We start from the raw sequence: 21,621 nt of genomic DNA on the forward strand, positions 1-21,621 counted from the left end.
AGCACTCGACCACATGTATCCCGCTCGGCGCGGCGATCAGCAAATCCACCTCACACATCCGGCCCTCGGCCGTGGCGAAGCTGAAGTTCGACCACGCGCCCGCCAGGGATCGACATCGGGCACGGCCCGGCGAATCCGCCCCAGACCAGACCGCTCATGCGCGAAGACCGATTCATTGATCGCCGTCCAACGCGGGTAACCCTGCGATCCGCGGTCCGGGAGGTTCGGCATCGGATCGTTGAGACTGTCCACTGTGTCGCTCTTCCTCTGCCGCGATGAGGTTGCCGATTTGTATCTGTAGGAGTCGGATACCCACAGTCGAACCCAACCGACAGCTCATCCCGGCCTACAGCAAGGAACAATCGCCCGAAATGCCTCCAGGAGAGCAACGTTCGAGATGTTGTTCCGGATCACAGCACAGTCTGATACCAGACCGGAGGAATCGAAGCGCTTCTCGCCGTTGACGAACAGCATACAAAGCGGCCGGACGCCGATACGACGTAGCGCAATGGCCCGAAATTTCTCGCCGACCTCGATGCAGGTCCATCAACCGCATGACGTAGTCGATCTTCCGCCCACCGAAACTGGTCACGCCAGCGGCAGTCGGTGACCTCGGCGGTCTGCACGGCGCGACACACATCGGCGACCGGAGCGACCAGCGTCCTTCGTCCCCTCGATGTCATAACGGGGATGGGTGGCAGGGCCCAGTACCAGGAACTGAAACAGGTCGACAGATTCCACGCCCACGGCGCTCACCCGTCCAACGCACCCGCAGCGATCGAGCGCTCAGACGCCCACTGCGAGTGAGCCATTCGGAATCCAAGCTTCTTCGTCAGCTCGGGATGCCCCTTCCGCAGCCTGTCATAAGCCGACTTCATGTTGACCGAGTGCGTGAGATCGGAAACCATCAAGAGTTCGAAAGCCGCCGCCTCCACCCAATCGACATTTCGGGTGTAGCCAGCGACCGCCCGTGCGCCGGTTCGTTTGCAGAATGCCATCAGAGTCTCGTCCGAGGACGCCAGCATCTTACAAGATGCGAAGTAGAGGATTTTCTTAGCGCATCGCCCATCCACGAGGCCAGCGAACTCGGCAAGGGAGATGTCACGATCGCCGACGCAAAGGGTGTCGGCAGCACCGTGGAAGCCGAAATAGGCGAAGTCATATCCCCTCAACTCGCCATTCAGCCAGCGGTCGACATAGTGCTCAAGCTCGGCATACGTTCCGACGTCACGGTGGACCAGCCGAATCTGTCCGGCACGCTCGAGCAACCTCAGCGCAGACTCGACACTGAGCCGACTCTCCAACGACTCCTCCCAATCCCCCTCCAGACATAACACACCCGGTGGCTTCACTGTCGCCGCCCTCCCTCAATTCCCAATGTCCACTGCGGTTTCCGGCAAACCGACCCCAGCCGACGACCGTCACCATCCCCAGGGTAGGCCCACGGCCGTGCACGGACGATCCCGGAATCGCTGCCACGTCGCCGTCCGCTTGTCACACCCATGAAGGTCTGCGTCTCCCTGCTCGGGCCCACCGGCCGGTCCCCAGTGGTGCGACCGACAGTGTTCGAGTTCAGATTCGTTCGGTTCCGATGTCGCAGGCCACCAACGCAAGTCCGGATTACAGCCCCCATGGGCGAACACGCCGAAACCAGTGAGCATCCAGTCAAGACCGCACGACTCGAATCGCGCGATGCAAGTTAGTGATGACCGCTCCGCGATGTCGACAGACGTCGTGCGGGAAGCCGAGCCATCCAGTGTTCGCGCCCGCACCACCTCATCCATCACCCCGACGATCAGCGGGTGACATGCTCGAAAATGTAACGCCAACAGCATTATTTACCTCACACACCGACGAATCATGCCGTCCCCCAGAGCAATCCGCCATCGAAAGTGTGCCAGAGCCGTGTCACCAAGAGCCCCCACGGTTCACTCGACAGGATGCCTTTAGTCGTCGAACATCGTGGCCCGTGTGACCTTCTCCCATGCCAGGACGTCGGCGCGGATCGCGTCGGCGTGGTTGAGCACGCCGTGGACAGCATCATTTCCCAGGGGCAATCGTAGTGGCGTGTGTTCGGCTTCCAGCGCCGCGATCACCGCGGCGGCGGCCTTGGCCGGATCGCCGGGCTGGCTGCCGTCTCCCCCCCGCGACGCCGGCTCGGGTGGTCCCGACCGTAGCGTCGTAATCGGCGATACGGGCGCTCGTCGAGGCATTGCCGAACAGGGTGGTGCGGAAGGCACCGGGCTCCACGATGAGCACTTTGATCCCCAGCGGCGCGACTTCGTCGGCCAGCGCTTCGGACAGACCTTCCAGCGCGAACTTGGTCGCGCTGTAGGCAGAGAAACCGGCAAAGGACATCTGTCCTCCCACACTGCTGATCTGCACGATCGCACCGGAGCGGCGTGCACGCATGTGCGGCAGAACTGCCCGGATCAGCCCGGCGGGACCGAACACGTGCACCTCGAAAAGATCACGCAATTCCGCGTCAGTGGTCTCCTCCACCGCACCAACATGCGTACGGCCCGCGTTGTTGACCAAGATGTCGATACGACCGTGCAGGGCAACCACATCGTCGACCACCGCCCGGCCCGCGGCACTATCGGTAACGTCGAGTCGCACCGCCTGCACCTGCCCCGGACGAGCGTCAACCAGATCGACCAGCGTCTCAGGCCTTCGAGCGGTGGCCACCACGGTGTCTCCCGCACCCACCGCCGCCTCGGCGAACGCGCGACCGAATCCACTGTTGGCACCCGTGATCAGCCATACCTTGCTCACATCTACTCCCGGAACTGTCTGCTTCTTTCGACCCCTCTCACCGTCCAACCTGCTGGGCGGTCGCGTCCAAGACCCCTTCTGATAACCATTGGTTATGAACGTCCACAGCCGCGACCTCCGATACTTCGTCACCATCGCCGAAGAACTTCACTTCACCAAGGCCGCGGAACGACTGTTCATATCCCAACCCGCCCTCAGCAAACAGATCCGGCTGCTGGAAAAGACCCTGGGCACCGCACTGTTCGAACGCGACCGACGGTCAGTCCGACTCACCGCCGCAGGCACCACGCTGGGCCGCACGCGCGCCGGATACTGGCGGCCTGTGACGCCGGCCAGGCCGCGCTCGAGCAGGTCAAGGCTCACGAGGCGACCCGACTGACAATCGGTATGAGCACCAGCCCCGGCCGAGGAGGCATGCTGCCCGCAGTGCGATCGCGTTTCACCGACACATACCCCTCAGCCCGATTGGAACTGCGTCAAATCGGCTGGCAGGACTCAACAGCGGGCCTGAGCGACGGCTCGACCGACCTGGCGTACGTATGGCTGCCGCTTCCCGACGAACATCGTTTCCGCTGGATCGTCATGGTTTCCGAACCCCGCTATGTCGCACTGCCACAACAACACCCGCTCGCCTCGCACGACACCGTCGCATTCGCCGACCTCCTCGATGAACCCTTCCTCGCGCTACCGGAGTCCGCCGGCGTACTACGCGAGTACTGGCTGGCCCTCGACGCACGCGCAGGCCACACCCCTCGCATCGGCGCAGTGATCAGCAACCCGGACGAGACCTACGAAGCACTGGTCGACGGGCGCGGCATCTGCCTGCTCGCCGTAGGAAACGCACCACTGCTCACACGCGGTGGTGTGGCCGTACGACCGGTCACCGGAATCTCCCCATGTCACCTGGCCCTCGCCTGGCGCTCCGACGACAATCGCCCCCAGATACACGCCTACGCACAAGCCGCCGCAACCGTCGCCACCACGCTGTACGACAGCCTCACGGCGAACCCCCGCCGATCCGAAAAGACCAGGGAGACAACCGATCCAAAGTCAATGCAGCAATGAAACGGACCACGTTACGACACCAACCCCTGTCCCGAGAACGTTCGGAGATCCCGTGCCCTCGACTTCGAACATTGGCACCTCGGCCGGCCACCGGTGATGAACGCTGAGCAGATCAGCACCGCAGCTGAACAACGACCCAGAATCCCCTGGCACAGTACCGAACTCGCTACAGTGAAGCAGCCGAGGCGGCGCGAACGCGCCCGGCACCCCGGAAGGAACCCCGACACTGCCCGAGCTGATCACGCTGACCCCCGAGCCCCAGAAAGCGCTCGAACTGCCACAGCTGCCGTGTGATGACTGCGGCCGGCCACGGCTGCTGGGTCTGGACACCGGCACCGTCTCCTGCGAGACCTCCTCGTGCTCGGCATGCGGGATCTTCGCACCGCTCTGGCGACTCCTCGACGCCGCCCAGGTCGACCACAACCCCACCGGACACCGCAGACCCGTCCACCAAGGCATGCCGATCCCCTGGATCACGCCCGTCACCACCGATCCGGACGAGGCCTTGCGGCCACACTGGCGCATGATCCACCGCGGCCGCCTCGCCGCCGCACAACAACAGTGGCTCTGCCAGCACTGCGGACTACCCGCCGACCCCACCACCGCGGTCGTCTTCGTCGACCACGACGGCCACTGTCCCACCTCGGCACCCTTGCACCCGGACTGCGCTACCGCGTCCGCCGCGCGCTGTCCCTACCTCGCCAAGACCGGCGCCGTCGAGGTCGTTATCGCCCGCGGCCACGAACGACGCTCAGGCGAGATCGCCCCCGAGATCGGACTCACCCAGGACTGGTGGCTGCCCACCAACCTCTACTGACGAACCACACCGGGGCAGCTGTCCGGGATCGGCCTGGACCAAATAACTTGTCGAAGCCGCCTCGGCCGTCGGCGACCGAGGCGGGCAGACCGAGGGCTGTCACGAGGCGGGAGGCTAGGTCCTGTCGCAGCTTGCTGATGTCGTCGACGCTCATGCCGCGAGGCTAGCCAGCGGCCAGACAGCAGCCGTAGATGCCCTGGAAGAGAACACCTTGCGGATGATCTGTGGCCCCTCAGCCGATGTTGTGCAGGAGACGGCCACCGGCACGAGACTGAACCCAAGCGACTCGTACAGATGCCGCGCCGGCGCATGGAAGTCATCGCCACCAGTGCCGATCTGGACAACCTCAGCGCCCTCACTGCGCATGGGTTCGATTGCCCATGCGCACAGGGCGCGACCGAATCCCTTGCCGCGCCACTGTTCACGTACGCAAAGGATGTCTATCTCACCGTGTCGGCGGTCGATGTCGGTGTGCCACGCGAGGTAACCCGCGATCTCGCTGCCCTCTCGGGCGAGCACCACGTGCTTGCCCTGCTCGTCAGAGAGAAGGCCGGGGACCATCCGGCGGTAGTCCTCGGCCCACGATCCGTGCTGATGTTCGAAGACCTCCGGAGTCACCATCGAGCGGAAGGTCTGTTCGTAGAAGGGGCCGAAGACCTCCAGGGTGATGTCCAGTACTTCGGGCAGGTCGGCGGGGGTGCATAGCTGAATAACCATGGCGTTGTCTTTCGCTGAGCAGGTACGTCCGAGACCCGCGCAGAGACTGGTGCTGCGCGGTGATCACGACGGCTGAGACCGTCTACTCAGCGGCGGGTACGACCCGCGGCGAAACATGGCACGCTAAGACGGTACCCAGGCCCAGCCCGGAATTCACGCCGATTTCGGCACGGCATCAGGGTGCTGGCCATGCCCGCAATGTCCGCGTGTCGGTGCCCGCTCGTATCGTGATCGCATGACCGACATCACCCGCTCGCCGCCTCAACGCGGGCAGCCTTCGGCGACCCGGGCGTTCACGCCGTCGTCCGGGCCGGGCACGCCGTACGCGGTCGCGCTCGGACAGTGGGTCGGCGAGGAATTCGCTCCGGAGCTTCTCTGTAGAACTGGCATGGACGGAGGGGCTGCTGCATGGTGTGGTGACAGTGGTCAAGCAGCCAGTCCGGGGTCGATATTGGCCGTGGATCTCGGTGGTGGCGTGGCCGGTTCAGGTTCGCGGAGTCTTGGCTCCGTGGACTGCGTGATATTCGGCTGCCAGCCAGACGGCGACGTCATCGATGATCAGGTCGAGCAAGGCAGTGAGGTTCCGACTTATATGTCCGGTAGCGGTTCGCGGTCGGGGTAGCTCCCCGTAGCGTGCCGCAGCGGGCCGGGTGGTTTGACTCCTGAGGTTCCTGTCGCCGAAGGGCTTTCGGCTGACTCTGCGGGGGTATGTCGCGCCACCTGGCCTGCGTTCACGGCGTGACTGAAGAGATGCATGACCACAAGCACGGGCAAGGTACTTGAAGTCGGATTGTCCGCCGCGGATCCCACCCGAATGTTTGAGAAGGGACCCGAAATACATGGTCGTCATCGGCGTCGATCCGCACAAGAGCACTCACACCGCCAGCGCAGTGCACCCGGCCACCAATGCCGACCTGGGTTCGGTCCGGATCGAGGGCAACCCTGGCCGGTTACAAACGTTTGATCGCGTGGGCCAAGCCGTCGCCGCAGCGACGATGGGCCGTGGAAAATGCCGATGGCCTGGGCCGGCACCTGCCGCGATGGCTGATCGCTCACGGCGAGACGGTGGTGGACGTGCCGACCACCGCAACCGCACGGGTGCGGGAGCTCTCGCGCGGCGGCCGCCGCAAGATCGACGCCGCTGGCGCAGCGTGTGTCGCCGCGCTGCAAGGTGACTGCAAACCGGTCGTCACCGACGAACACGCCGACGCATTGCGGATGCTGGATGAACGGCGAACGATCTGTCCACCAACCAGACTCGCACCGTCAACCAGCTGCACGCGCTGCTGCGAGAGCTGCTGGCCGGCGGTGCTCCGACCAGCCTGACTGCCAACACAGCTGCCGCTGTGCTGCGGGGATTCCGTGCGCGGACCTTGTCCGACCGGGTCCGCGTCAGCTTATGCAACGACCTGATCGGTGACGCTCGCCGCCTGGACCAGCAGTTGGCCTCCAACCAGGCCGACATCGATAGTTTGCTCGACGAGCACGGCACCCGGCTGCGGACGATCGACGGAGTCGGTCCCGTTCTCGCGGGTCGGTTGATCGGCCGCACCGGACCGGCGACGCGCTTCGCCACCGCGTCTGCCTACGCCACCTACAACGGCACCGCGCCGATCGAGATCGCCAGCGCCGATCACCAAGTGCATCGGCTCAGCCGCTACGGTGACCGGCAGCTCAACGCCGCGATCCACACCATCGCCATGGTGCAGGTCCGGATGCCCGGCAGTGCCGGCCGCGCCTACTACGATCGGCGCCTCGCGGGCGGAGCCTCCCCACGAGCGGCCATGCGCTGCCTGAAACGGCAGCTATCCAACGTCCTCTGGCGGATCATGGTCGCCGACGACACCAGACGCCACCGTCGAGAAACCGAGTCCTGTTCCGCGACTTGACAAATAGAGAGGCACCCCCGCTTTTTCGGAGGGCTCTGAGTGTGGTCCGATAGGACCGGAAGGAGTCATTCGTGGCAGCACCGAAGAAGTAACCCGGACGAGTTGAAGGCGCGGGCCGTGCGGCTGTATCGGGAGTCCGATCCGCAGCCGACGATCCGGAAGCTGGCCGAGCAGCTCGGGGTGCATCACGAGGCGTTGAGGAACTGGATCCGCCAGGTCGAGGCCGATGTCGGCGAACGTGATGACGGGCCGAGGCCCGCCATGGTCGCCGAGAACCGAGCGTTGAAGAAGCGGGGCGTGGAGTTGGAGCGGGTCAACGAGATATTGCGTTCTGCGAGTGCGTATTTCGCGTCGGTGCTCGGCCCGACCCGGCGGTGATCATGCGGTTCATTGAACAGAACAGCCAGCACCCGGTCGAGCTCGTACTGCGGGTCCTGGGCATCGCGTCCTCGACCTATTACGAATGGAAGAAACGCGCCGTGCAGCCGTCGGATCGTCATGTCGAGGACGAGAAGCTGCTGGCCGAGATCGTTGACATCCGCACCAGTTCGGGTGGCACTTGCGGGGCGCCGCGAGTGCACGCGATGTTGCGGCGCAGAGGGATTCGTGTCGGACGCAAGAGGGTGGAGCGGTTGATGCGGGCCTCGCAGTTGCAGGGCGCGTTCCTGCGCAAGAAATGGCGCCTTGGTTCGACCCGGCAGGATCCACGGGCCCCTCCGGCACCGGATCTGGTCGACCGCAATTTCACCGCCGAAGAACCGAACCGGTTGTGGGTCGCCGATGCCACTCGCATCCCGTACGGCCAAGGCGCGTTCTGGCTGGCGGCGGTGCGGGATGAGTTCTTGCGGGTGGAAGACCTCCGACCGTTGCGATACCGAGTTGGTGCTCGGGGCGATGGAATACGCGGTCTGGAGCCGGGAGATCCGGGACGGGCAACTGATTCATCACAGCGACCGCGGTTCGACCTATACGGCTATCCGCTTCGCTAATCGGTTGGCCGACAATGGGATCGCGCAATCGATGGGTTTGGTCGGAGACTGCGGACAACTCGGCCATGGAGTCGTGGTTCGCGCTGCTGCAACGTAACGTGCTCGACCGGAAGCGTCGGGACACAAAGGAAGAACTGCGTCTGGCCATGGTGTGCTGGATCGAGCGGACTTACCACCGCCGACGGCGCCGGTGAGGGCTGTCCCGGCTAACTCCGGTCGAGTACGAGACCCTGAGCCAAGCCTCACTCGCGGCCTGAAACCACCACAACCCGCGAGTCAATCAGATCCGGGGCAGTCCCGTTGTAGGAAGTCGGCCTGCGTGAACGATCCGCCCTAACCGGTCTCACAGACTGGACATTCACTCGCGCAATCCGACACCGGCCGCAAGTCCAGAGCGGGCCCCGGAATTGATCAACTTCGAGTTCTCCGCGCCGCACAAGAACCCATTTGGTGACTCATTGCCGCTGCTCAGACCGCCATACAGCAGCCCAACTGAGGTGATGTGTGTCATATTTGCAATTGTGCTGACTGGTCGCTGCCGAACCACCTTGGCGGGAACTCCGACATTTTGCGCTAGGCGTGGATGTAGCCAGCGTCGACCATCAGGTCGCTGATCAAGCGCTGCTGAGACTGACTGATGACCGCGTCGGCCCGTTCGTCTCGTCGGGATGCCCCCACAGGCTCGTAGCGCCCCGGCTGCTCTCGTCGCGCGCGGTTTCGGCCGACGATCGCGCGCGCCGCACCCGCAGACCGCGCGCATCGCGCACTTCACGATCGCGCGCACCCGCTCCCCTTCGATCGCGCACAACGCGGCTCGAGGCGAGCCCCGCAATGAGTGGATCGCACATACCTCGCCGATCGCGCGCGAACTTCCGGAAGCCGTCGATCGCGCGCACCCGCGCCGCCGATCACAACCAAGTTGCCTGCCAAGTCCGCTACCCGTCCTTCACTGTCGGAGAGGTCGCCGCTACCGTCCCCCTCCCCGGGAAGGTATCTCGATGGCTTCCCTCCTCTGGGCGTCTCCGCCAGAAGTCCTCCCGGGAGGGGATGCCACCACCGCGCTCCTGAGAGAAGGGGTCCCCGTTCCCTTCCTCTGAGGGAGCGTTCCCACCACCGTCTGTCTCACTCTCACGGAAGGGACGCCTCCGCCGCCTGCCCTTCGTGACCGTCACAGCTCTTCGGGGAGGTCACCATCGCCTCTTCGTCAGCAGGACACGCGTTCTCATCGCAGCCCCCACCCCAGGCAGGACGGGGCGTTCCCAACACACCCCACCCCAGGCAGGACGGGGCGTTCCCAACACACCCCACCCCGGCGCCGACGTTCCCACGGGCCGATCGCCACATTTTTCTCATGCGTTCGAACGATGATTGAAAGGCGATATTTGCTCACTCGCGCGCGGCGCACGCCGACCGCGCGCACTCCGCGCACGCAGATCACACGTCTGTCCGCTCGGTATCCCATTGCGCGTACGACACCGTGTTCCTGCGAGCGATCGTGTCGATCTCCGAGACCTCGACCTCATCCCGATCGTTTGGCAAGAGCCCACGTGTAGTTGACGACTCGCGCCAACGATCTGCTCGAGATCCGAAGCCCTCAGTGCCTGGCGGCGTCCGGCTTCGGTAGTCCGCAGCACCGGCTGAACGAAAGTTGGCCACCCGCAAGCTATTTGCTAACTGTGTGCCAACCTTAGCCTACTGCCGAATGGTGGCTGAGCAGGCTTTGCGAATCGTCGAATTCTCCTCAACACTGGCAATCGCCGCACCATCAACCACCCAAAAGGGTGCTGCCCCCGCCGGTTCCGGCAGATGAGGGCAGCGGCGCTTCCAAACATCCAGCTAGCACAAACATTAGGAGCATTCGTGAGCGTGACGCCGCCCCCTGAGATTTCTCAGCCGAACCCTCCGGACCCGCATGCCGCACGCGGAATCCACCCCCTGGTGGCACTTTCCCTCGCTGTCTCGATCGCGACAGCGGTGGGGTTGCTGGCCGGCTGGGTTGCGGCGGCCCCGATACTGCTCGAGATACTGCGCTTGTTTGCGGTGTACTACCGCAAGCGGAACCAGTAATCGCTACGTCGGGGCAGCCTCCTGGCGGACACCAGGAGCCTGCCCCTCCTCAATTGATCCGGCATGCAGAGGTGCTCGGCCGAATGCACAGATGTCCCAACGCCCCGGTCAGATCGTCCGGGTTGCGTTCGAGAAAGGCAGCAGGGTCTCGCTACCGTGAGTCGGACAGTGGCGGGCGGCGTTGTCGCTGAGCGCCGCGGATCGACACCTCCCAGATCACTTGGCGCATAGTGCCGTCAGGGTTTCCCGGGCCAGCGTGACCGGACCGGACACTCGGTCCAGCAGATCCGATCACCACAGCAACCATGCAGGCACGCCCTGGCCCGCATCGCCCTGGGCCACCAGAGATCTGCAGCAGAGATGAGCGGCAGGCCGCCCAAATCATGTTGCGGCAGAAAGCCTATGACCCATTCATCCCCGTAGCGACTACGGATCTGGGTGATCTGACCCCATGATTTCGGTCCGGGGAGTGTGAGAGCCTTGCGGCCCACGTAGTGGGCGGGAAGGCTCGAAGACCATGGCGACACGTAAGAGGCACACCCCTGAACAGGTCGTGCGCAAGCTGAGCGAGGCCGATCGACTGCTGAGCGAGGGTAAGGACGTCGCCGATGTGTGCCGGACATTGCAGATCACCGCGGCCACCTACTACCGGTGGCGTAACCAGTTCGGTGGCCTCAAGGCCGACGATGCCAAGCGGTTGAAGGACCTCGAGCGCGAAAACTCCCCCCTGAAAAGGCTTCTCGCCTAGACGAAGCTGGAGAAGGCGGCGCTGAAGGAGATCGCGAAGGGAAACTTCTAGACCCGGAACGCCGGCGGGTGGCCGTGGCGCACCTGATGCGCGCGCTCGAGGTGAGTGAGCGGTTCGCCTGCCGGGTCACCGGGCAACACCGAAGTACCCAACGCAGGCCTGCGGCCCGCGAGACCACCGCCGATCCTGATGCGGCGCTACGTGATTGGTTACGACACTGGGCGAAAGCGCATCCACGGCAGGGTTTCCGCCGTGCCTACCACGACGCACGCGACGAAGGCTGGACGGTCAACCACAAGAAGATCCAACGCCTCTGGCGCGACGAGCGGCTACGAGTGCCGCAGCGGCGCCGCCGAAAACACCTGGGCACCTCCACTACCACGGTGGTGGAAGCGAATGCACCGAATCGGGTGTGGGCGGTGGATTTCCAGTTCGACGCCACCGACAACGGCCACCCGGTCAAGATCGTCTCGATCGTCGACGAACACACCCGTGAATGTCTCCGCGGGCCTGGTCGAGCGCTCGATCACCGCCGACCGGCTCATCGACGAGCTCGACCGGATCGCCGTCGACCGCGGATACCCGGCCGCCCTGCGCTGCGACAACGGGCCCGAATTCGCCTACCAGGCGATGGCCGACTGGACCGGCGAACGGGTCGGGCTGGCGTTCATCCCGCCCGGCCAGCCCTGGCGCAACGGCTACATCGAATCGTTCAACGGACGCCTGCGCGACGAATGCCTCAACATCAACAGCTTCTGGTCTCTCACCCAGGCACGCGTCGCGATCACCGACTGGAAGAACGAATACAACCACCGCCGAAGACATTCCGCACTGGGCTACAACACCCCAGCCGGATACGCTGCAACCTGAATCCACCGATAACCGGCTCTCACACGCACTGGACCGAACCATGGGGTCCCGTCAGCTCCGCACCGACACCCCGTGAGCGCGAAAGGCCGCCAGCACGAACTGAATAGGTGGCTACTATTCGTGCATGGGACTCTTCGCCCGAATATTCGGCACACCTGAGAGCAGGCGCTCGCTTGGCGCGAGTCCAACGTACGGGAACGTCGCACCGCGGTCGGCAAGTGCGTCTCGGCCGCGAGCCAGGACCGTTGATGTCGACGCACCGGCCCCCGTCCCCTTGGATGCTTCCTTATCCGGTCTCGACGGCACCCTGCCGCCGGGGCCCGGCTGGCGCGAGCGCGCGATATCGGGCACGGATCACTTCGAGGCCAACCTCGCCGGATTGCCACTGGGGCCGGTCAAGGTCACACTGAAGCTAAAGCCCAACAATGCAAATCCTCATGCTGTGGCAGCCTATGTCGGCAACAAGCAACTCGGCTGGTTGGCGACGGACTGGTCGGCCTCAGACCCGCATGTGCGATGGATCAAGCGCCTCGAAACCAGCGGCATACGTCCACGATTCCCGGGAATCTGCCGCAATCGCGGAACCGTCCCCTCTGACCGAATCGTCAACTTCGTCATGCCGAGCGACGACCGGCTCACCGCTATCGCGAAAGAACTTATCGATTCATTTTAAGCTTTGCGGCGGTGGTACGGTCGGCCGAAGTTCGTGTTGGTGCATGACGCACACGGTGATTCCGCATATTGGACACAGTTGTCGCAGGAACTCGCGTTGCGGGGGGCACCGATCTAGCGCGGTCGACCTGCCCGGCCGCGGGCCGGATGCCATTTCCTGTTGTCGTATCCGACGCCGCACGATTTGGCTGTATTCGCTACGCAGACATCTCCGCTGACGGCGGTGACCTTGCAGGATAACGTTTCTCATACTGTCAGCGGTCATCTAATTCCCCCAGGTGAGGGCGTTTTCCGTCACGGATATCCTCCACCCGGCTGTCACGGATATCCTCCACCGGCTGTCACGTAATTCCTCCACCTTGGCGGTGTGTCTGCTCGGGGTGGGCCTCGCACATAGGTTCGCTTGTTCTCGAACGGTTGTTCCCGGGCGAGAAGAGGCGGTGAGATGGCGAGGAGAAGTTTCTCGATGTTCGATCTTGTCGAGCTCTACACCCACTGGCAGGCCGGTCGCGGGCAGCGCGAGATGGCCGCGTCGCTGAACATCGATCGCAAGACGATCCGAAAATACGTCGCTCCGGCGATCGCCGAGGGCATCACACCCGGCGTGACACCGCCGCTGTCGGTCGAGCAGTGGGCGGCCAAGGCGGCGGAATGGTTTCCAGCACTGCACGATCCGGCTGCACGGGCACAAACGTGGCCGGCGATCGCCGAGCACACCGAAACGATCAAAGACTGGCTCGCCGCCGATGTCACGGTGGCCACGATCGCGCAGCGTCTGCGTGACGAGCACGGCCTGGCCGCGTCGGAATCGTCGGTGCGGCGTTGGGTCGCAGCGCATTTCGCTGAGGAGATCGCTAGGGAGAAAGTGACCGTGCCGCGCGGCGCGGTCCCACCGGGCAGCGAAGCGCAGATCGATTACGGCAAGTTGGGAATGTGGACCAACCCGGCGAGCGGGAAGCGGGTGTCGGTCTGGGCGTTCGTGATGGTGTTGTCGTGCTCGCGGCACTTGTTCGTGCAGCCGGTGCTGAAGATGGACCAAACATCGTGGTGCGCTTCACATGTGGCGGCGTTCGAGTTCTTCGATGGTGTTCCCGCGAGGCTGGTGATCGACAATCTCAAGACCGGTGTCGACAAACCCGACCTCTATGACCCGAAGCTCAACCGCGCCTATGGTGAACTCGCCGCGCATTACGGCGCGCTGGTGGATCCGGCGCGGGCCGGGAAGCCGAAGGACAAGCCGCGGGTGGAGCGGCCGATGCCGTATGTTCGCAATTCCTTCTGGCGCGGAAGAGAATTCACCAGTCTGGTCCACATGCAGGCCGAGGCTGTTCGCTGGAGCAGTCAGGTCGCGGGACTGCGGAAATCCCGGGCCTTGGACGGCGGGCAACCGGCGCAGGTGTTCGCCGCGGTGGAGGCCGCCGCGTTGGCGCCGCTGCCTGCCACGCCGTTCGAGATCGCGGTCTGGTCGACCGGCGTGGTCGGCCTGGACACCCACCTCAAGATCGGGAAAGCACTGTATTCGGTGCCGTGGCGGTTGATCGGGCAGCGGCTGCACGCACGCACCTGCGGCGACATCGTGCAGGTCTTCTATGACCAGCACGTGGTGGCCACCCATGTGCTGCACCTGTCCGGTCGGGCGACGAATCTCGAGCATTACCCGCCGGAGCGGATTGCGTTCCATCTGCAAGGTCCGACCTGGTGCCGCAAGATCGCCGCCGAGATCGGTCCCGCCTGCGAACTGGTGATCGGTGAACTGTTGTCGCCCAACGCGATCCATCGACTGCGCGCCGCCCAAGGCATCCTGCGGCAGCGGGAGAAATACGGTCCGGCCCGTCTCGAGGCCGCCTGCGCCCGCGCGATCGAAGCCGGTGACCCGTCCTACCGCACCGTCAAAGGCATCCTCGCCGCCGGCACCGACACCGACGATCCCCTCGAGGCCGGCCGCGGCCATATTGCCGCGGTCCCGGCGTTCCTGCGCGGCCCCGACCAGTTCGGTGATCACCCCGCAGCCTGAAACAGGCTGTCCACCCAACACTTTCGTGAAATATTCTGGAGAATCACCTTGTCATCCATCAGTGACCCCGGTCTGCGCGACGTGCTGCGCGCGCTGAAACTCACCGGCATGCTCGACACTCTCGACGCGCGCCTGGCCCAAACCCGGGACGGGCAGCTCGGGCACCTGGAATTCCTGCAGGTCCTCTGCGAGGACGAGATCGCCCGCCGCGAAACCAACGCGCTCACACGAAGAATCCGGCGCGCCAAGTTCGAAGAACAGGCCACCTTCGAGGACTTCGACTTCACCGCCAACCCGAAACTGCCCGCCGCGATGATCCGTGATCTGGGCGCGTTGCGCTGGCTGGATGCCGGGGAGTCGGTGATCTTGTTCGGGCCGGTCGGGGTCGGGAAAACCCATGTGGCACAAGCCCTCGGCCACGCCGTCGCCCGCCGCGGCGCCGATGTCCGCTTCGCCAAAACCTCACGAGTGCTCGCCGACCTGGCCGGCGGACACGCAGATCGGTCCTGGGGCAAAAGGATCCGCGAATACACCAAACCCCACGTCCTGATCTTGGATGATTTCGCGATGCGGGAGCACACCGCCATGCACGCTGATGACCTCTACGAACTCATCAGCGACCGCGCCACCAGCGGCAAACCCCTCGTCCTCACCTCGAACCGGGCCCCGAAGGACTGGTATCCGCTGTTCCCGAACCCCGTCGTCGCTGAAAGCCTGCTCGACCGGCTCATCAACACCAGCCACCAAGTCCTGATGGACGGACCCTCCTACCGCCCCCGCAAACGACCCGGACGACCCACCACCTGACCCCGCCCAGCAGCCCCGCTACGCTGGCAGCGAGGCCCGCCAACTGGAGGAATTCCGTGACGGCAGGCCGGGGGAATTAGGTGACCGTCCACAGGGAGGCGCTGTCGATAACCTTGCACCCGAATCCGCGCGAAACCGCGTGTGCCGAGTGAGCGCGGTATAGGCTCCACGCGACATTCCGAATCGTGTTCTGGGGGTAGGTCGCGGTGACCAGTGAAGAGAGCGTCAATTCGAGTGCGCCGCAGGCGGTTACGGTTCGCTCGGTGGTTAGCGATATTGTGGCGGAGGTCGCACCCGAGGAACTCGCTCTCATCGATCGCATGGCCGGACTTGATGAGCGGGTGATAGTTAGGCAGTTACGGCGTCGACGACCTCCTCGCGAGCCTCTGGGTTTCGGGGTCGATGAGGTTGTGGCGGTGGTGACGCCGGTGGTGTGGCTCGTGGTGGACAAGGTGGCACAACACGCTGTTGACACTGCGGTCGATGGCGTGAGTGCGGGCGTAAAAGCCTTGCTGCGCAAGAGTTTCCGCAAGTCGTCACCTTCAGCGGTGATTCCATCGCTGACATCCGGGCAGCTCGAGCAGGTCCGGCGCCAGGTGCTGGAGCTGGCCGAGCAACGGGGAATCGAGCACGACGAGGCAACCAAGATCGCCGAAGCGGTCGAGAACCGATTGAAACGCGGAACCTCCGACAACTCGGAGACCACCGCCACCGAAGATCCTCTACGGTCGACCAGCGACGAAGGTGACCACGGCACCGAGGAGTAGCAGTGACCTCGGCACCGGCGGCGAACCCGATCGAGTACCGATTCCTCGGCGCCGGAACGACCACCCGGTTCGCGTTGCTGCTGATGCTCATCAGCGTGGCGAGTATCGCGATGACCTTCGACATCGCCACAGTGTTCACCGCGAACGACTACGACTGTATCCTCGCCGCGGGCGGTGATCCTAACCAGGACACGTCAGCGAATTGGACACTGATCGACAGGTGGGATCTTGTCGATCAATGCGCGGCACGCTACCAACCGGGGCCGCCTGCCTGGCTGCCCCTGGTGTGGACGGTGATGGTGTTCGTGGCCGCTGCGGGGGTGTTCTTCGTGCTCCCGGCGTGGAAAAAGCGTCGCGGCGCGATGGTCTCTCTGGCTTCGGTCGACAAGAACAAAGAAATACACCATCACCTCGACGACCTGATCGCAACCACCGGCCCGGCCGGGGCGCCACGACCCCGTATCGATTTCGCGGTCGCACCGACCGCGTTCTCCACCGGAGCGGTGGTGTTCGGGCGCACCACACGGCCGATCATCTCTCTGCACAATGGCCTGTTGGACGTCAGGACCAGTGCGCCGCAACGCTTCTCGGCAGTGGTACTACACGAATTGGGACATGTCAGGAACCGGGATCTCACGATCACGTACCTGACCGAGGCGCTGTGGCGAGCGTTCCTCGTCGGGATCCTGATGCCCTACATCGTCTACTACGTCGACTATCTGGCGTTCAAACCGGCGTACTGGCGCGACGATACGCCGGAGGCTGCCTGGAGGCTCGCCGTGGCTGTCCTTCTTGCCGTCGTGGTTTATCTGGCGCGGGCAGATGTGTTACGCAGTCGCGAGCTGTATGCCGATCTCGCCGCGAAGGACTGGGGAGCCGACCGCAGCGGTTGGCCATCCTCGTCGCCCGCTGTCGCAACCGGCTGGGCCGCGCGCGCAGCCCGAAACATCGCAGAACTGTGGCGCACCCATCCGCGGATGGCCATCCGCGACGAGAATCTGAAAGAACCCGCCGTGCTGTTCGGTGTTCAGGGGTTGTCTATGGTGCTCGCCGGGGCTGCGGCCGGGCTGGGCAATCACATGATCACCGAATTTGTGCCCGGTGCCGGCTACACCCAGTCGGTGATCCCACAGGTCGTCGAGTTGGTCGAGGCGGGCATGATCGCCGGGGTGGTCGGATTCGCCCTCTGCCGTGCGGTCTCCTACGCGATGGTGATCGGCCGACCGGTGCTGTCCGGAATCCGTGCCGGGTTGTGGCTCGGGATCGGATTGGCCCTGAGCGAACTGATCGCGGACGACATCGCCACTGCCCGCTGGCTGCCCAGGCAGCCGGTGTTCCTGCTACTGATGGTCGTTGCCGCTGTGGTCTTCGCCGTCTGGACCACTCGCTGCGCCCTACTGCTGGCTCGGGTGTGGCCCGGACGCACGATTCGGCCGACAATCCCGCTGATACTCGTGCCCGCCGCCGCAGCGCTGGCCTCCTGGCTCATGTGGTGGGACAGGAACGGCGCCGTCCTGGTCATGGGAGTGTGGACGGACTCCGCCTTTCTCCGCCGGACGTTCTGGGCCCCGGTCGCCGGACACACGGGAGAAATCTGGCTCGCGGACAGACTGTGGGCACCCGCACTGAATCTGGACGATCTGTGGCTGGCTCCGACCGCGGTAACCCTGCTGTGGATCGTTCCCTTGGGGGTATGGTTCGCCCGCTCACGCGAAGCCACGCCACGATGGATCCAGATCCTCTGTGCCACAGCCGATACGCCCGCACCACAGCCGGGCCCGCCACCGTTACGTTCGATCCTGCGCCCCGGGCTGCTGAGCGGCATTGCCGGCATCGGCGCAGTGATCGCAGTCCTTGCCTACATGCACACGTGGCGGCCACCGACGCCCAAGGTCCGGGGCGGCGAATACGACATGATCTACGAAACATGGCTGCTGGTGTCCCTCGCATTCACCGCCGCCCTTGCCGCGCTCACCACCGGCGCCCGAGGGCATCGGTTCCGAGTTCTGACGGCATTGATGGCCGCGCAGACTGCGTCGCTGGTCACTATGACCGGGATTGCGGTCCTGACCTGGCTCGACGGCTGCATACCGCCGCTGACCACGCTCGCATCCTCATGCCGATGGCACCCGACTGCGATGGATCCACTCCTGGACCTGATACCGGCCGCGGTCATCTACTGCGCAATCGCCGCATTCGCTTCCGTAGCCGCCGTGGCGGGCGCGGACCTGGTACGCACGGAAATCCTGAAGCTACCTCCACGTTCGTCGTCGGCGCGGCCTCGGCCCGAAACCCTCTCGAGTCGCCGCCGATGGGTGGTGTTGCTGTGTAGTGCGGCCGTGGGTGTGACAGCCGTGACCGGCTGGCGGCAGGCATTCGGGGCTAACTGGAAGCCACAAGCCCTGCCGAATCCGACGAGCGTGATGAAAGTGGCCGTGGCACCCATCTCTTCGCACACCAGGACCATGCAACTGGTCGCGTGGAACCTGGTGGGCGGCAAGGATTTGCTGATCAGACAAAGTCGCGTGGAGAGGGAGATGAGCAAGGCTCTCGAACCATCCGGCGACGGAACCCAGGATACCGACCACAAGATGCTCAGCGCCTGTACGGACCTGGGAAAGATCGCCGATGACGCGGACAAATTCTTCCGCGTCCCCGTCCCAGCAATCCAGACCACATGGCAGCGATTCACCACACAGGCACAGGCTGGGAGTTCGGACTGCCTACGCGTCCTTCACGACGCTGATCCGCCGAACAAGACCACCCCACCACCTGCCCCCAGCGCCCCGATCAGCCCGGCCAAATCCCTCGACGAAATCACCAACGCATTCGAAACTTTCGAAACCGTCCTCAACCAGATGTTGGCCATGATGCCTCCGAATCAACGCAACACCCCCGAGCACCATTAACTGCCCCAGCGGTCGTGCTGGACGTAATTATCGCTCAGGCGAAGGCCACCGTGCTCGCTGGCGTTGGACTGTCCCGCCATCAGGGAATCCATGAGTGTGGGGTGTTCGCGAATGTGCGGGCATCCACACCGTCGGCTTGGACGAGGAAGCCAAGCACAGTTCTTCCGCGAGCCACGGGTCAGTTGACCGGACATCCGAAATCGACCGAACCTCGGTTCACCAACCAGTCGGATTGCGGACCGATCGCGGTATGCAAGCCTCACAACGGGCCATGCCAAGAACGACACGAGCACGTTCTCGACTGTTCCAGCAGCAGGAATCGGCTGGAACCCCGGTCGTGTCCACTAAGCGTGCAGATCAGCACACCGCGCTGACTGCGAAATCTTTCGACAAGGACACGCGCCCGTGCCGCAGGCACCGTCACGCGGCGCGTGCCGGGATCCAGGACCACGACTTGGACGCCATCGGCGAGCAGCCGGTTCTCTTGGGGGCACCGAGGGGCCGAAGCGGTTCAGTGAGAGGTTTGCGCAGCTCAGTGGCTTTCGTGGTGACTGTGGCAAACCACGTACTCCGGTCTGATCTGCTGCACTACTACCGATGCGTTCGCGGGCCTTGGGGCCCTACTGTCGGATCATGGGCATACGAGCCTTCGTTCTCCCGATCTGCACAGCCATGGTGCTCTTGTCTGCCTGCACGACGAGTTCGGTCGAGTCCGTCCCCGCACCGTCGGTTGCCCTCGCCCGCGTGGACGCGGTGCAAGGCGACCTCGATGCGCTGATCCGCTCGGGTGCTGTCGGGGCAATAGCCACGCTCACCAAGAACGGCACCACCACCGTCGCGACCTCCGGCCTCGCCGATATCGCCACAGGGACCCCGATCTCTCGCGATCTTGCCCAGCATGTCCGGGTCGGTAGCATCACGAAGGCTTTCACCGCCGCGATTGTGCTGCAACTGGTGGCCGAACACAGGATCAACCTCGACCAGTCGATCGACACGTATCTGCCCGGTCTGCTGAGTGGTAACGGGGTCGACGGGCACGCCATCACCGTCGGCCAGATCCTGGGCCATCGAAGCGGACTGCCCGAACTGACCGTATCCCCGGAGACGAACGAGTACGAGGCGGCACGGCGCGGCCGTACCTACACCCCAGCACAGGAGATCGCAGCCGCCCTACGGCGTCCCGCGCAGTTCGCCCCCGGCACCCAATTCAAATACACCAGCACCAACTACATCGTCGCCGGCATGCTGATCGAGGCGGTGACCGGACACCGCTACACCGATGAACTGCGCGGCCGCATTCTCAGTCCGCTGGCCCTGTCGGACACCTACCTGCCAGCCACCGGCGAAACCGGCCTGCGCGACCCGCATCCGACCGGCTACGCCACCGTCGACGGCACCGTTACCGACGAGACGCGGGTGGAGCCGTCGCTACTGTGGGCGGCTGGCGCGCTGGTCAGCACGGGCGCCGACCTGAACCGGTTCTTCCTCGCGCTACTGGCCGGGCAGGTGGTCCCACCGACCCAACTGCAGCAGATGCTCGACGGGACCGACATGGGCCACGGTGACGGCATGTCCTACGGGCTCGGCATCACCTACACCCAATTACCGTGCGGCCCACAATATGTCGGCCACCTCGGTGACGTCCACGGCTTCTCGGCCATCTCCGGCGCCACCGCGTCCGGGCTCGCGGTCACCTTCTCCTATACCGGCACACCCTCCACCGTGGATATCCGCAACTTGCTCACCCACGCACTGTGTGGGTGAACAATCCAGTCTGCCCATCCACGGACACGACACTACTCATCGGGCCGACCGGCTCCGGTCCGAGCCACCGAGCTCCCGTGCCGCATATCGAGCGCCCTATGGCCGCGACTTGCTGGACGGGACACCCGCGCGGCACACTCCGCCATCCCCAGCGATACGTCGTCTACATAACCGCCAGCAACAAGCCAGAGTTCAACAGGTCATAGATGACTCCATCGCCCTCGTGTTTCGCGAATTTCCGGAACACTTCGCGTTCCCGGTTACGCTGCCGGTGTGAGTCCGACAGCATCCACGCCGACAGCCGATCAGCTGGCTGTCGTGTTTGTGCCCGGGCTTCGCGGTGTGGAAGTCAGTCAGATTGGGGCCGCTCTGAACTCGATCGATACCAGCGCATTCCTCTCTAGCGCGGCGTCGTACGTCGAACATGTTCTGCAAGGCGACGTCGAGATTCGTCGGAACGCGGCCAGGGGTCTGTCAATTTAACGGCTCTGGCTCACTTTCGGTGGTGGCCAGGCTATGCGAGCAGGATGCGGTGCCGAAGTAGCTGAAAACTGGCCCTGCCATACATTTGTCGCTTGATCAGCTTGGTCTTGGTGTTGACGCCCTCGATCGGTCCGTTGCTGTAGGGCACGGTGAGGCCGGCGATCGCGGCGTCATGGTCTTGGTCGAGGCCGCGAAGGAACGGGCCGAGTTCGGTCAGCCCGGCCTCGCGAACCTGCTTCATCCACCCGTCAAGATCGCTACCGCGAGG

General features: G+C 64.3%; 16 protein-coding genes and 3 pseudogenes. 15 read left to right on the forward strand and 4 right to left on the reverse strand.

The window, feature by feature from the left end; translation table 11 throughout:
* Positions 1 to 752: 752 nt before the first annotated feature.
* Positions 753 to 1,352, reverse strand: coding sequence for a DUF6642 family protein (locus tag NM2_RS44760; RefSeq protein ID WP_439956995.1), 600 nt, complete (start codon positions 1,350 to 1,352; stop codon positions 753 to 755).
* Between the two features lie 688 nt (positions 1,353 to 2,040).
* Positions 2,041 to 2,910 (reverse strand): SDR family NAD(P)-dependent oxidoreductase, encoded by an 870-nt coding sequence (locus tag NM2_RS44765; RefSeq protein ID WP_245718552.1) that lies wholly within the window; start codon positions 2,908 to 2,910, stop codon positions 2,041 to 2,043.
* On the opposite strand from NM2_RS44765, the gene NM2_RS52340 reads away from it, so the two are divergent.
* The 3 genes from NM2_RS52340 to NM2_RS44780 all read left to right on the forward strand — a co-directional run bounded on the left by NM2_RS52340 (position 2,870) and on the right by NM2_RS44780 (position 4,657).
* On the forward strand, positions 2,870 to 3,154 hold the full coding sequence (locus NM2_RS52340) for a LysR family transcriptional regulator (RefSeq protein WP_067683280.1): 285 nt from the start codon (positions 2,870 to 2,872) through the stop codon (positions 3,152 to 3,154). The two genes, NM2_RS44765 and NM2_RS52340, sit on opposite strands and share 41 nt — an antisense overlap.
* Positions 3,155 to 3,189: 35 nt before the next feature.
* Positions 3,190 to 3,840, forward strand: a complete 651-nt coding sequence (locus NM2_RS44775) for a LysR family substrate-binding domain-containing protein (RefSeq protein WP_067683282.1) — start codon at positions 3,190 to 3,192, stop codon at positions 3,838 to 3,840.
* Positions 3,841 to 4,297: 457 nt separating this feature from the next.
* Complete coding sequence (locus tag NM2_RS44780) at positions 4,298 to 4,657, forward strand: hypothetical protein (protein ID WP_067683284.1); 360 nt, start codon at positions 4,298 to 4,300, stop codon at positions 4,655 to 4,657.
* Between the two features lie 150 nt (positions 4,658 to 4,807).
* Here NM2_RS44780 and NM2_RS44785 read toward each other — a convergent pair whose 3' ends face one another.
* A complete protein-coding gene (locus NM2_RS44785; protein WP_067683286.1) occupies positions 4,808 to 5,374 on the reverse strand; it encodes a GNAT family N-acetyltransferase in 567 nt (188 codons plus the stop codon).
* A gap of 235 nt (positions 5,375 to 5,609) precedes the next feature.
* On the opposite strand from NM2_RS44785, the gene NM2_RS49915 reads away from it, so the two are divergent.
* The 12 genes and pseudogenes from NM2_RS49915 to NM2_RS44845 all read left to right on the forward strand — a co-directional run bounded on the left by NM2_RS49915 (position 5,610) and on the right by NM2_RS44845 (position 20,870).
* A complete protein-coding gene (locus NM2_RS49915) occupies positions 5,610 to 5,996 on the forward strand; it encodes a hypothetical protein (protein ID WP_157121922.1) in 387 nt (128 codons plus the stop codon).
* 217 nt (positions 5,997 to 6,213) lie between these two features.
* Positions 6,214 to 7,263, forward strand: a pseudogene (locus tag NM2_RS53575) (IS110 family RNA-guided transposase).
* Positions 7,264 to 7,302: 39 nt separating this feature from the next.
* On the forward strand, positions 7,303 to 7,641 hold the full coding sequence (locus NM2_RS44795) for a transposase (RefSeq protein ID WP_067683287.1): 339 nt from the start codon (positions 7,303 to 7,305) through the stop codon (positions 7,639 to 7,641).
* 2 nt (positions 7,642 to 7,643) lie between these two features.
* Positions 7,644 to 7,928 (forward strand): annotated as a pseudogene (locus tag NM2_RS53240) (IS3 family transposase); the annotation flags it as partial.
* A 229-nt stretch (positions 7,929 to 8,157) separates the two neighbouring features.
* Positions 8,158 to 8,349 (forward strand): hypothetical protein, encoded by a 192-nt coding sequence (locus NM2_RS53245; RefSeq protein WP_369690370.1) that lies wholly within the window; start codon positions 8,158 to 8,160, stop codon positions 8,347 to 8,349.
* 2,487 nt (positions 8,350 to 10,836) lie between these two features.
* Positions 10,837 to 11,937 (forward strand): annotated as a pseudogene (locus NM2_RS44815) (IS3 family transposase).
* A 274-nt stretch (positions 11,938 to 12,211) separates the two neighbouring features.
* A complete protein-coding gene (locus NM2_RS44820; RefSeq protein ID WP_067683293.1) occupies positions 12,212 to 12,610 on the forward strand; it encodes a hypothetical protein in 399 nt (132 codons plus the stop codon).
* A 465-nt stretch (positions 12,611 to 13,075) separates the two neighbouring features.
* A complete protein-coding gene (istA, locus tag NM2_RS44825; RefSeq protein WP_067683300.1) occupies positions 13,076 to 14,623 on the forward strand; it encodes an IS21 family transposase in 1,548 nt (515 codons plus the stop codon).
* A 48-nt stretch (positions 14,624 to 14,671) separates the two neighbouring features.
* On the forward strand, positions 14,672 to 15,430 hold the full coding sequence (gene istB, locus NM2_RS44830; protein WP_281182845.1) for an IS21-like element helper ATPase IstB: 759 nt from the start codon (positions 14,672 to 14,674) through the stop codon (positions 15,428 to 15,430).
* A 206-nt stretch (positions 15,431 to 15,636) separates the two neighbouring features.
* Positions 15,637 to 16,197, forward strand: coding sequence for a hypothetical protein (locus NM2_RS49925; protein ID WP_157121931.1), 561 nt, complete (start codon positions 15,637 to 15,639; stop codon positions 16,195 to 16,197).
* 2 nt (positions 16,198 to 16,199) lie between these two features.
* The gene (locus NM2_RS44840) at positions 16,200 to 19,106 is read left to right on the forward strand and encodes a M48 family metalloprotease (protein WP_067683296.1); all 2,907 of its coding nucleotides are present in this window, start codon (positions 16,200 to 16,202) and stop codon (positions 19,104 to 19,106) included.
* A gap of 633 nt (positions 19,107 to 19,739) precedes the next feature.
* Entirely contained in the window at positions 19,740 to 20,870 is a 1,131-nt protein-coding gene (locus NM2_RS44845) for a serine hydrolase domain-containing protein (protein ID WP_245718555.1), read from the forward strand.
* A 514-nt stretch (positions 20,871 to 21,384) separates the two neighbouring features.
* Here NM2_RS44845 and NM2_RS44850 read toward each other — a convergent pair.
* Positions 21,385 to 21,621, reverse strand: a 237-nt coding sequence (locus tag NM2_RS44850) for a transposase (RefSeq protein WP_218026121.1), incomplete at its 5' end; no start/stop codon positions are given.

It is taken from the genome of Nocardia miyunensis NBRC 108239 (assembly GCF_001613065.1).
Lineage (GTDB): Bacteria > Actinomycetota > Actinomycetes > Mycobacteriales > Mycobacteriaceae > Nocardia > Nocardia miyunensis.